Annotated in this window: 2 protein-coding genes; both read right to left on the bottom strand. The window is 46.3% G+C overall.

Going from position 1 to position 14,276, the window contains the following annotated elements:
* Positions 1 to 99: 99 nt before the first annotated feature.
* Complete coding sequence (tycB, locus tag HP567_RS17545) at positions 100 to 10,869, bottom strand: tyrocidine non-ribosomal peptide synthetase TycB (RefSeq protein WP_173609245.1); 10,770 nt, start codon at positions 10,867 to 10,869, stop codon at positions 100 to 102.
* Between the two features lie 94 nt (positions 10,870 to 10,963).
* On the bottom strand, positions 10,964 to 14,242 hold the full coding sequence (gene tycA, locus HP567_RS17540; RefSeq protein WP_173609246.1) for a tyrocidine non-ribosomal peptide synthetase TycA: 3,279 nt from the start codon (positions 14,240 to 14,242) through the stop codon (positions 10,964 to 10,966).
* Positions 14,243 to 14,276 lie beyond the last annotated feature (34 nt).

Here is a 14,276-nt window from a genome sequence, read left to right as displayed (position 1 = left end):
ACCTCAACTCTGTGATTTATCGTTTTAGAGAGGGTTCCTCCAATAAAAGCGAAATGTCCAAGCTTTTATTGGAGGAATAACATTTCTCATGTCGCCTGATTAGATTAATTCCAGGATGTTCTCCAGTTCTTCCATGGAAAGGTCATCATCACCCAGATCGCTCGGGGTCAATTCCCCATTTTCTTTTGATAGGCAATGCTCAATAATGCTGAGCAAGTGATTCCGATAGCTATCTGCCAATCTCGCGATGGTTTCTTCCTGATACTGGAGACTGTTGTAGCCAAAACTGATCTGGAGCTTTCCATCCTCGATCATGCCGGAAATATCCAACAAGAATACTCTCTCCGATTCTGGACTGAAAAGCTGACCCGTACCAAGTGGCGAGAAAGTAAATCCACCCGATTTTACATCCGAATCAAATTGCCCGAGGTAGTTAAAGCTGATTTCCGGTTGCAGGCTAAATTGCAGGGATGGACGCAGTTTATCCGCCGTCATCGTGCGCAAAATCTCGTAGCCAATTCCTTTTTTCGGAATACGGCGCAAGCTTTCTTTGATTTGCTTGATTTGGTAGGACAAGTCCTTTGATTTTTCCATATCAAGCACAACAGGGAACTGGGATGTGAACCACCCAATCGTTCTCGTCACGTTCATTTCATTCTGAATATCTTCGCGACCGTGACCTTCGAGGTTGATAACAGCATAGTTGGTATTCGCCCATTCTTTCACGGTTAATCCCAAAGCAGTCAGCAACAGGTCATTCATTTCGGTGTGATAGGCATGATGAACGTGGCGTAACAGGTTTTCTGTCTCTTGGGCTGTCAACTCGACCTTCGCTGTACGTGTGTGCTTTTGTTTACGATCTGCTGTAACAAAATCAGTAGGCAACTTTTCTGCCGTGACCGTGCTCTCGAGGTTGTGCCAGTACGCAACTTCTCGTAAAAGCTCCTCACTCTCCGCATAGTTTTGCAATTGAGCCGACCAATCCTTGAATGAATCTGTCTTTTTCGGCAAGACGATCTCCTGATTGTGGAGAGCCTGCGAATAGGCAGATGAAAAATCTTCAAACAAGATGCGCCAAGAGACGCCATCCACGACCAGATGATGAATCGCGATCAGTAAATGGTCCCCTTCCCTTGTGGAGAAGAGCGCCAAGTGAACGAGCGGCCCCTGTTCCAGATCGATACTGCTTTGGATGTGATCAGACAACTCCAAAATATGAGCTGCGCTATTTGCATGGTCTTTCAAGTCATACGAATGGAAGCGGAATCGCTCACCTGTCAGTGCTCGATTGATTTGCGTGATCGTCTCATTCTCCTGTTTGTATACCATGCGCAACGCATCGTGGTGCTCGACGATTTTATAGAACGCCTGCTGAACAAGTGCCGGATCAAAGCCATCCTCCCGGAACAGCATGACAGCCTGATTCCAGTGGTGACGATCAGTGAAATTGCGCTCGAAGAACCACTTCTGGATGGGTGTCAAGCCAATCTCGCCTTCTACTACTCCCTGATCGCTCTCTCTGTTGTTTGGTATGACATGGACGGCAACTTGTTCGATGGTCGGATATTGGAACAGTTCCTTCATCGCCAGCGTCCAGCCTGCTGCGTGCAAACGCGTGGATACCTGAATGGCTTTGATAGAATCTCCGCCCAATTCAAAGAAGTTGTCTTTGATTCCCACTTGCCCGATTCCCAATACCTCTGCCCAAGTCGTTGCAAGTAAATGTTCCAGTTCGTTTTGCGGTGCTTCATATTCTCTGCCCGATTTTTCTTCGTGGCTTGGCTTTGGCAATGCTTTGCGGTCAATTTTGTCGTTCGGTGTCAACGGCATCTTATCCAACTGAACAAAGAAGGAGGGAACCATGTAATTTGGCAATTCTTTTCCCATAAATTCTCGAAGTTGAGCCGGGCTTGCTTCCCCATCAGCTACATAGTATGCGCACAGGTAAGGTTGCCCCTGGTCATCCAAATGTGTGATAGCTGCTGCCTCAATAATCGACTCATATCGCAACAGAACACTCTCGACTTCGCCCAGCTCTACCCGATGACCACGCACCTTCACCTGATGATCGATTCTGCCGAGATACTCGATATTTCCATCCGGAAGCCATTTGGCCAGATCCCCGGTACGATACATCTTCTCTCCTGGCACAAACGGATTGTCGACGAATTTTTCAGCCGTCAATTCTGGTCGATTCCAATATCCTCTGGCTAACGCCACCCCGCTGATGCACAATTCACCTATTTGACCAACTGTCTTCAATTGCATTTGTTCATCCACGATGAACAGCTTCGTATTCTGAATCGGTTTGCCAATCGTAATGGTCTGACCAACTGGTTCATGAGGCAAAGCTTTCCAGAGTGTCGCGCAAACCGTACTCTCTGTAGGGCCGTAGCCATTGACATAGGTCACTTTCTCTTTCCATTGCTCTACCAAAGCGATAGATGCTGCCGATCCAGCAGTAATCAAGATGCGCAATGACGGCATACGATCAGGCTCAAGATAAATGGCATACGTCGGCGGCAACGTGAGAATAGTAATTCCGTTTTTGTGGACGTATTCCTCAAATTTGCGGAAGTCATTGATCGTATCACGCGAAATGATATACAAGGTCGCTCCTGTCAATAGCGCCATAAACATATCCCACACCGATGCATCAAAAGAGATACTCGCAAAATGCCCTGGACGATCTTGTGGCGTTACGCCGAGTTGATTTTTGAAAACCGCCTGTAGGTTTGCTGCCCCTTTGTGCTCCAGCATGACGCCCTTTGGATTGCCAGTGGTACCAGACGTGTAAATGATATAGGCCAGATCTGACGATTTGTTGATGCAAAGCAAGTTGTCTGTATGCGACGAATAGCTCCCCGCGTCGTCCAAATCGATAATTTCTGCCTGACTGGACACTTTGTGGGTCAAGTGAGAATGGGTAAGCACGAGCTTCGACTGACTGTCCTCGATCATGTAGCGAATTCTTTCTTCGGGATAATCAGGATCGACCGGTAAAAATGCGCCGCCAGCTTTTAAAATAGCGAGTGTGGCAATGACCATTTCCAAGGAACGCTCTACCATCATGACGACAATTTGCGAAGGACCTACCCCTTTTTCCCGCAAAACCGCGGCTAGCTGGTTCGCTCTTTCATTGAGCTCTTGGTACGTCATCTGCTTCTCTTCAAATACAATAGCCGTTTGATCAGGCGTATTCGCTGCCAGGTCCTCAAAGAGCTGTTGTATCGTCTGGTCTTCCACGTACTCTCTGTCTGTATGATTGAACTCCACCAGCAACAACTGCTTTTCTTCTGGCGTCAACATCTCAATCGCTTGAAGTTGCCTATCAGGGTCTGCCGCAACATTGCGTAGAATTTGCATGAAATGACGCGACATTCTGTCTACGGTGTCTCTTCTAAACAGCTTGGTGCTGTACTCCAGTCGCAGCAACAGGTCTGTTTCTCGTTCAGTTAGATGAAAAGACAGGTCGAACTTTGAAATGGCAAGCGCGCTTGTCGATTCATAGGGATGATAGGTTAGTTGACCAAGTGTTTTTTGGTACAAATCGTCGGTTTGCAGAATGAACATGGTATCAAAAAGTGGATTGCGTCCCGGATCACGTTGAATGCCAAGCTTCTCAACCAGACTTTCCAACGGATAATCCTGATGATCATAGGCATCCAATGCATTCTGCTTGACTTCCATCAAAAACTCCCTGAAGGTCTTCTCTGCTATCGGTTTGTTTCTGATTGCTAGCGTATTGACGAACATGCCGACAATCGGTTCGAGCTCAGCGCGAGTCTTGCCGGAAATTGGCGTTCCGACAACGATATCATCCTGCCCCGTATACTTCGAAAGCAGCAAATTGTAGGCGGCAAGCAAGACCATGAACAAGGTCGTTTTCGTCTCTGCAGCCAACGCGTGTAAAGCTTCCAACAAAGGTCTATCGGTAGCAAGTACGATTTGATCACCCTCAAAGCTTTTCACAGCTGGACGCGGAAAATCTGTCGGGATCTCCAAGACAGTGTTATGCCCCTCAAACGCATGGCGCCAATACTCTTCCTGCTTTTTGAAGTCATCTGATTCGATAAAGCGTTTTTGCCAGACAGAAAAATCTTTGTATTGGATACGAAGCTCCGGTAATTGTCTGCCTTGATACAACTCCGCCAGTTCGTTGAAAATAATTGTGATGGACGAGGCATCCGAAGCAATATGATGCATGTCATACAAGAGAAGATGACGTTCATTCGAGATTTGCACGAGACCCATGCGCAGCAGTGGCGGAACAGCCAGATCAAACGGACGGACAAATGCATGGAAAGTCTCATCGATCTGATGTTCTTCTGCACTCCGATACTCCATTTCCACTTCCACACGGTCATGAATTTTTTGGACCAGCTGATCTCCTACCATTTCAAAGGAGGTTCTCCATATTTCATGACGATCTACCAATGCTTGCAGCGCATGCATCAATTGATCGCGGTCCAGTTGACCCTCTAGCATGATCATCCCAGGCGTATTGTAGCTGATGCCCGCGCCTTCCAACTGATGGAGCACGTACATCCGCTGCTGGGCAGAGGATACCGGGTAGTACTCTTGTGGTTCTGCTGGCTGAATCGATGCATCCGACGCATTCTCACTGTTTGCGATCAGCCTGGACAAGGCTCGAACGGTAGGCTGTTCAAAGAAATGCTTCAACGGAAGATCGGTTTGAAGCTCCCGATGCACATGCGCCACTACCGTCATGGCTTTCAAAGAATGTCCGCCCAGCTCAAAAAAGTTATCCATTACTCCGATGCCGGAGATGCCAAGGACGTCTTCCCATATCTTTGCCAGTGTTGCCTCTACTTCATTGGCAGGCGCGACATACTCCACACCTGTTGTAGGCTTTCCTTCCGGCTTCGGAAGCGCTTTGCGATCGATCTTGCCATTTGGCGTGAGCGGGAAAGCGTCCATTTGAACCAGATAAGTTGGAACCATATACGCTGGCAGTTCTTGAGATAGATGTGTTCGCAGCGCCACTTCCGGGATGTTTTCTTTACCGGTAAAATAGGCTGTCAGGTAGGCGTCCCCACTATCGTCCTGATAAGCAACGACAATCGCTTCATTTATCGTTTCATAGCTGAGAAGAACCGATTCTATCTCCCCGATCTCAATCCGGTATCCTCTCACTTTTACTTGTTCATCCAGGCGTCCTGCGAATTCAATCGTACCGTCCGGGAGCCATCTGCCAAGGTCGCCTGTCTTGTACATGCGTTCACCTGGCTCAAATGGATTGGAAACAAACTTCTCCTCGGTAAGCTCTGGTTTGTTCCAATATCCGCGCGCCAAACCAAGTCCGCCTATGCATATCTCTCCTACTACACCGATTGGTAGCAGCTGGTGAGCATGGTCCACGATGTATATGCTTGTGTTTGCAATTGGCCGTCCGATGGTGATCGGAGCATCCGGGAGCGTATCGCACAGATAGGTGGCGATAACGCTGCTTTCTGTTGGACCATACGCATTGACAGTGATCATCTGCGGATTCATCTCTTTGCACATCTCAACCAGCTTCGGCGATAGCTTCTCTCCCCCGAGCACAGCCATTTTCATTGGACTGATCTCTTCGGTGGTGCTGCATTCCAAAATCGCTTGGAACAAACTCGGCACGCATAACGTGTAGCTGCAACTCCATGTTGAGATGAGGTTTTTGAGTGCTATCGGATCTTTGGCTTCTTCATCCTTCGTTAAGACAACAGTTGAACCGGATAGAATCAACGCAAAGAAGGTAAGAACAAAACCATCAAAGGCAAAAGATAGGGCCAACAAACCTCTGTCATGGACGGATAAAGCAAACTCCTCTTTGTTCCACGTCACACTGTTGACAATACCTCGGTGCTCCACCATGACCCCTTTTGGCTTGCCTGTCGTACCCGATGTGTAGATGATGTAAGCCAGATTGGTAGCCGCATGAATCGGGTCAAGGTTTGTGGTGATCCGGGAGTAGTTACTCTTATCCTCCAGATACAGGCATTCCACCCCAGCAGCAATCTTTGTTCCAAGATGCTCATGAGTAAGCACCAGACGAGCTTCGCAATCTTCCAGCATATAAGCAATGCGATCATTCGGATATTCTGGATCAATCGGCACGTATGCTCCACCAGCCTTGAGAATGGCAAGGATTCCAATCACCATCTCCATGGAACGATTTGCCATAATCCCAACTCGTTGGTCAGCCTTTACTCCCTTTTTCCGTAATGTGCGAGCTAGCTGATTGGCTTTCTTATTGAGCTCCTGATATGTCAACTTTTGGTCCCCGCAAACCAGTGCGATTTGATCAGGGGTTTTCAGCACTTGTTCTTCAAATAGCTGGGGAAGTGTGCTTTCCAACTGAACAGGCTTGAATGTGTCGTTGAAATGGACCAGCAATTCCTGCTTTTCCTGCTCGGTGAGCATCTCTATCTCATAGAGAGCCAAATCCGTGTTCCGGGTGACTTCTTGCAAGATTTGGGTGTAATGACGCGACATGCGCTCGATGGTCTCCTGCTTGAACAGCTTGGTGCAAAATTCGAAGCAGAATAAGAGACCTGCATCGTTTTGAGTTGCTTCGAGCGACAAATCGAATTTCGCCATCTTGCCCTCTGGCACGTACGGCGTCACTGTCATGCCCTCGATCTCAATCGGATCGGCATCCATGTTTTGTAAAATGAACAACGTGTCAAACAATGGATTGCGGCTTCGATTTCGATTGACCGACAGCTTTTCGACGAGCTCCTCAAACGGGTACTCCCCATGCTCAAAAGCAGAAAGTGTATTGTCCTTCACTTCTTGTAAAAATTGCTTGAAACTTTTGGTTGCCACCGGCTGATTTCTCATTGCCAGCGTGTTGACGAACATACCCGTGATGCTTTCCGTGTCAGGGTGCGTTCTTCCAGCTGTCACGGTTCCGACCACCATGTCTTCTTGCCCAGAGTATTTCGCGAGCAAAACATGGTAGGCTGCCATGAGCACCATGTAGAGCGTAGTACCCGTATCGGCCGCCACTCGTTGCAAGCCATCCAGCAGCTGTTTTTCAGAACGGAATAAATAACGTTCGCCCTCAAAGCTTTGAACAGACGGTCGAGAGTAGTCCAAAGGCAGGTTCAAAACAGGAATTTCACCACGGAATCGCTCGGTCCAATACGCTTCCTGCTTTTTGTATTCGTCTGTCTGTGCCAAGCCTTTTTCCCAAACTGCGAAGTCTTTATATTGAATGCGCTGCTCTGGTAAGGAATTGTCTTGATAGAGCTGCGCAAAATCATTCAGGATGATTTGCGATGACACGCCATCCGAGATGATATGATGCATATCGATGATCATGACATGGCGCCGCTCTCCCAGTTTGACCAGTCCAACCCGGCTTAATGGCGCCTTTTCCAAATCAAACGGACGCATAAAATCCGTGATGACTTGATTCAAACGATCTTCTGTTGCTTCCATGTAAATAATTGGCAGCTTGCATTCCGGATGGATGCGTTGAACCGGCTCGCCGTTGATAGTATGAAAGGAGGTTCGCAGCGATTCATGACGACTCACCAATTTGGCAATGGCATGCTCCATCTGCTGCATATTCAATTCCCCATCGAGTACCGTCACAACGGGCAAATTGTACACCGTACTATCTGGATCGAGCTGGTTTAAAATCAGCATGCGTTTTTGCGCAGAAGATACGGGATAATGCTCTTGCATGACGACCCGCGGAATAGCGTGATACGATCCTTCCTCTACCCCTTCCACATACTTGGCGATTTCTTGAATAGTTGGTCTATCAAACAAGACGCGAAGCGGAACATCTGCTTGGCAGTCTTTTTGCATCCGGGAAATGAGATGAATCGCTTTTAGAGAATGACCCCCGAGCGTGAAAAAATTATCCAGAATGCCAATCGGGGACACGCCGAGTACGCTTTCCCAAATCGCTGCCATTTTCTGTTCCAGTTCGGTTGTCGGAGCGAGATAATCCGCTCCCGTAAAAGCGTTCCCCTCAGGGATGGGCAAGGCTCTTCTGTCTGTTTTTCCGTTAGGTGTGACCGGAATTCGCTCGAGTTTTATAAAGAACGAAGGGATCATATACTCCGGTAGCTTTCGTGATAAGTACGTACGCAGCTCCTCGTTGCTGACTTCTTCTGTCAAAACGACATAGGCGCACAAGTACTTTCCGCCAGTCTCATCCGCTCGATCAATGACCACTGCTTCCTTAATCACGTCGTGGTTGAGCAACTGCGATTCGATTTCCCCCAGCTCGATGCGGTGACCCCTGATTTTTACCTGATGGTCGATTCGCCCTAAAAACTCGATATTGCCATCTGGCATCCAACGAGCGAGGTCACCCGTTCGATACATTCTTTCTCCTGATTGATACGGGTTCTCGAGAAACTTCTCCGCAGTCAGCTCCGGATTGTGCAAATATCCTCTTCCTACGTTCGCACCAGAGATATACAACTCCCCAACAATCCCCTCTGGTTTCATCTGGAGCTTTTCATCCAAAATATAAATGCCAGTGTTGCTGATCGGTTTTCCGATTGGTGGCAGCTCCGGTATATCCATGCTTGGGTCCATGGTGTAGGTGGTCACCACATGTGTCTCCGACGGCCCGTAATGATTGTGCAAAAATACGTGATGGTTACGCAGATATTTCTGTAGCTCAAGCGTGACGACGAGCTGTTCTCCGGCCGTGATAATGTGCTTGACGCAACGCGGGAAGCTTTGTGCATAATCTTTTTCGTTAAAGATAAATTTCAAGAAGGATACAGGGAGGGACAAAATGCTGATCTGATTTTCCTGGATAAAGGTAAACAGTTTTTCAACATGACGTCTCAACTCATTCGTGATGAGATAGAGCTGTCCCCCGGAAAGCAGCGTGGAGAAAATCTCCTGGTAGCAAACATCAAAGCTGCAAGTGGTATACTGCAATACTTTTTCATGAAAATCGATGTTGGTCTTGGCAAACGTAAAGTGCATCAGATTTGCCATGTTTTTATGCTCAAGCATGACGCCTTTTGGTTTCCCCGTTGTTCCTGAAGTGTAGATGATATAAAACAAGTCATCTGGATGATTGATCGTTTCGACAGGTGCACTGCTCTCTTCCCAGATGGCTGGAGCGTTAATATCGATTTTTTCAGTAGAAGCGGAGACTTTCCCAAGCAAATACTGCTGGGTCACTACCAATTGAATCCCGCTATGCTCGAGCATGTAGGCAATTCGTTCTTCTGGCAGCTCTGGATCAATCGGTACAAACGCACCACCGGCTTTCAGAACCCCTAGAATTCCGACAATCATCTCGATGGAGCGATCCATCATCGTTCCAACCAGACTGTCTGCTGCAATCCCTTTTCTTCTCAAAAATCTGGCGACCTGATTGGATTTTTCGTCTAGCTCCCGATACGTCAGATGCTGTTCCCCGAATACGACAGCAACCTGCTCGGGTGTCCTTTCCACCTGTTCCATAAAGAGTTCATGCATCGTCTTCGTAGGATAGGCAGCCGAAGTATCAAGATTTCTAGCCATTAGCTGTTGTTTTTCCGTTTCTGTCAGCAAGGTAACCTGTTGAAGGGTGACCTTCGGATTGTTTGCCACGCAAGCTGCGATCTGCTTGAGGTGCCCAGCCATTTTTTGGATAAATCCTTCATCGAAAACAGCAGCATTATAGTCAAACCGTATCGCAATCTCTTCTTTCGGCATTACCATGACGGTCATGTCATAATTCGTAGGTTCAAACATCTCGACATCAGAAATGGCAAAGCCTACCTGCTGCGTCGCTGCTTTTTTCTGCAAGGCCTCGACTAATGGATAGTTTTCGATAACCATCAGGTGATCGATCAAATCTTGCTTTAATACGGAATCGTTTTGAATGTCGTACAAAGGTACATGCTCATATGGCTGAGATTGCCGTGTTCTTTGGTGCACATCCTGTATTAAATCGGCAAAGGATTGATCGTTTTTCGCTTGAATACGGAATGGAATGGTATTGATAAACAACCCTACCATTTTTTCGATTCCGACGATTTCTGTTGGTCGCCCGGATACAACAGAGCCGAATAGCACATCATTCGTAGCGTTATAGGATTGGAGCAGGATTCCCCATAAGGTTTGGATCACAGTTGGCAATGTCACTTGATTTTGACTTGCGATCGCAGAAAGCTGCTGCGTCAGCATGCGGTCCAGCACAAAACGATATTGCGCTGGTAGAAAGGCATTGCTAGAAGACTTCCCAAATTTCGGCAAGGAAGTTTGCTGTTCAAACTGTTCCAGATAGTCTCTCCAATATGCGAGAGCAGCCTCTTTATCTTGCTTTTCCAGCCAACGAATAAATTGGCTGTATGGCTGCACCGGATCAAGGGAAATCGGAGCCCCGTTCTTCAAGGATAAATAGACGGAAAGCAAGTCATCAAAAATAATGCTAAAGCACCAACCGTCCATGAGTATGTGATGAAAACTCCAGATGATTTGGTATTCGCTCTCCGTCATTTGGAAAATAGCCACTCTCATCAACGAGTCTTTCGCTAGATGAAAGGTTTTCTCTTGGTCATTCCTTTTGTATTGTGTATAGCGTTGCTGCTTTTCTTGCTCGTCGTATGCAGTTAAATCACAAAAAAGGATGGGAATGGGCCGTTCTTTCAAGACAACCTGCAAAGGCTGCTTTAATTTTTCATAGAGAAACAGCGTACGGAATACGTCATATCTCTCTACCAGCACATGCAGACTATTGGTAAACAAACCAACATCAAGATCGCCCTGAATCGAAATGGACATCTGTACAAGATGAGAGTTATGTTCTTCGTCTAGCAAGGCGTGAAATAACATTCCCTCTTGCATGGGCGTCAATAGATACATATCTTGTACTTGTTCTTTGCTAAAAACACTCATTCCGGCACCTCGATATCAACATTATTTGTCTTATTTGTTTAAAAATGTAAGTTGGGAGCATGATTTTCCCCATGAAATTTTAGCAAGCGTTTCTCTAGTTAAGCGTATTGGCAAGTGCTTCGAAGATGTCGTCCATTTCTTCTATTTGAAGTCCTTTTAGACTAAAGTCACTGGGAGTCCGTTCGACTTCTTTTTTCTGCAAGCAATGGGTAATAATTGCCCGGAGATGTTTTTGATAGCTCTCACTCAATTGAAGGATGGACTCTTCTCTAAACTGCTCCTCACTGTAAGTAAACGTGATGAGAAGCTCCCCACCTTCCATTCTTCCTGTAATATTCAAGGAGGTATAAATCTCCGAATCGGGACTCAGATTGTTCTTCCCATCGGCACCGAGTGAGTTGCCTGAACTATAAGGAGAACGGGTAAACATTTCACTGTTAAGTCCTGAGTCAAACTGACCCAAATAGTTAAACGTCACTTCAGGTTGCAAGGAAAAGGACAAGGAACTTCGTTTTTCAGGTTTTGTCATATATTTTAAAATTTCATAGCCAATGCCTTTATTAGGGATCTTCCTCAGGTTTTCTTTCGTGCATTTGATATGGTCAGGCAAGTGATTCATTTGACTCAAATCTAGTAAAACAGGATATTGGGACGTGAACCATCCGATTGTTCTTGTCACGTTAGCGTGTTCGATCACATCCTCGCGCCCGTGCCCTTCCAGATTAATCACGATTTGGTCAAGCCTGCTCCACTCTGCAACAGCCAACCCCAACGCTGCCAGTAACAAATCATTGATTTCTGTTTGATAAGCAGAATTTGCCTGCTTCAACAACTGTTCGGTTTCCTCTGCTAACAATCCGACCTGTATGTTTCGGATACTTTTCTGTTTGCAGCCGACCGTTTCATAGTCTTTTGGAAGGGAAGTATGCCTAGCTCCGGATTCAAGATTCTCCCAATACGGGATTTCTCTGATCAATGCATCACTATTCGCATACTCGTTCAGCCACACTGCCCAATTTTTAAAAGAATCTGTTTTTTCTGGGAGAACGATATCTTTTCCTGCTAGTGCCTGACTGTATGCAGTTGCTAGATCCTCAAACAGAATGCGCCAAGAGATTCCATCCATGACTAAATGATGGATAGCCAAAAACAAATGATCGCCTTGAAGCGTATGAAACAAAGCTGCCTTTACCAACTGTCCCTCTTGTAAATTCATACTGCCATGCAACCGTCTCGTCTCTTCTTCGATTGCTTGCTGGACATCCGAATGAGTGGTCAGATCATATTGAAGGAATTGGTATAATTCACTCACCAATCCACGATTCTGTTGAACGATCCTACCATTCTCGTTTCGATAGATCATACGGAGCGCGTCATGATGAGAAAGGATTTTATCCAAGGCCTTTCGGATGGCTTCAGGATCAAATCCCTGTTCGCGATACAGCACATAAGATTGATTCCAATGGAACATATTCGTAAAGTTCTTTTCAAAGAACCATTGTTGAATTGGTGTTAAGTTAACAGTGCCTTCGACGATTCCCTGTTCGCTTCTCCTCGTCGTACTTTTGACATAGAGAGCAACCTGCGAAATTGTCGGGTAATTCAGCAAATCTTTCGTGTCTAGTTTTCGTTGATAGGCATGTAAACGAGCAGCGACCTGGATCGCTTGTATGGAATCCCCACCGAGTGAGTAAAAATTGTCGCGAATCCCAATTTTCTCGATTCCTAATACCTCTTGCCATACGTTTGCAAGAATCGCTTCTGTCTCATTTCTGGGAGGTTCGTATGCTGGATTTGTCTCAGAAGTAATATCGGGTTCTGGCAATGCTTTTCGATCAATTTTGTCATTCGGCGTAAGCGGCATTTTATCCAGCTTCACGAAATAAGAAGGAAGCATGTACGCAGGAAGCTTTTGAGCCGCATATTCTCTGATCTGCGCAGGAGTTACTTCCAGTTGCGAAATAAAATAAGCGCACAAATAGGGTTGAGCGTGTTGGTCTTCTCTAGCGATTACCACTGCCTCTTTTATTTGTTCATGTTTCAGTAAGACAGACTCGATTTCTCCTAACTCAATCCGATGACCCCTGATTTTCACCTGATGGTCGATTCTGCCGAGAAATTCGATTTCTCCAGTCGGCAACCATTTGGCCAGGTCTCCTGTCCTGTACATCTTCTCTCCTGGTACAAACGGGTTATCCACAAATTTTTCGGCGGTCAAGTCTGGACGATTCCAATATCCTCTTGCTAAGCCTACTCCACCTATGCATAATTCACCTTCACTGCCAATTGGCTGAAGTTGCAGCTCTTCATTGACAATATAAGCGGATGTATTTTGAATCGGTTTACCGATTGGGATCGTCTGGTTGAGAAGCACATTGGAAGGCGCCTCCCATATTGTCGCGCAAATGCTTGTTTCTGTAGGTCCGTATGCATTCACGTACCTGACTTTGTTTTTCCATTTATTCACTAAAGGGAAGTTAGCAGCTGAACCTGCCGTAATCATGATGCGAAGAGTAGTAATATGCTCTGGGGTGAGGTGCGTCAAATAAGTGGGTGGCAACGTGATGATGGTCAATTCATTTTCATTTACATAGTTTTCAAAACTGATGAAATCATGAATCGTCTGCTTGGAAAGGATATAGAGGCTGGCACCGGTTAATAAAGCCATGAACATTTCCCATACCGATGCGTCAAAAGACATGCTGGCAAACTGCCCAATCCTGTCTGCAGGTGTTACACCAAACGTATTTTGAAAGAATGATTGCAAATTCGCGATCCCTTTATGCTCCAGCATGGTTCCTTTCGGTTTGCCGGTTGTGCCTGAAGTATAGATGACATACGCCAAGTCAGTAGGTTTGCTTGGCAAGTCAAGGTTGGAATCTGAGCGAGAATCCAACTGTTCTTCCTCGATTACCACTACAGGACCACGGTATCCGACGTCGTATACAAGTTGGCTGACACTTTTCTGGGTGATGACGATTTTGGTTTGACTGTCTTGTAGGATATATTGAATCCGATCACGGGGATATTCGATATCGATGGGAACATACGCTCCGCCAGCCTTGAGGATGGCCAGAATAGCCGTAACATTTTCAATGGATTTTTCCATCATTACACCGACAATGCTGTCTGTTGTAATCCCTTTTTCGATCAGTGCTCTTGCTAATTGATTGGCCTTCCTGTTGAGCTCCTGGTAAGTTAAGCGCTCATTTTCATAAACGATGGCAACTCGGTGCGGCACAGCCTCTGCCTGCTCCTCGAACAACTGATGGATCGACTTATCCTGGGGATAATCCGCCTTTGTATTATTAAACAAGGCTACCTGTTCTTTTTCCCACTCCAAGTCGATAAGATTGGCCTGATTTGCTAACATATGTCCCCTCCGATAATTGGCAAACTTTTGTCTA

The sequence above is a fragment of the Brevibacillus sp. M2.1A genome, from assembly GCF_013284355.2.
Lineage (GTDB): Bacteria > Bacillota > Bacilli > Brevibacillales > Brevibacillaceae > Brevibacillus.
The sequence above is the reverse complement of the archived record's forward strand: the minus strand, read 5'-3'. Positions and strand labels throughout refer to the sequence as shown.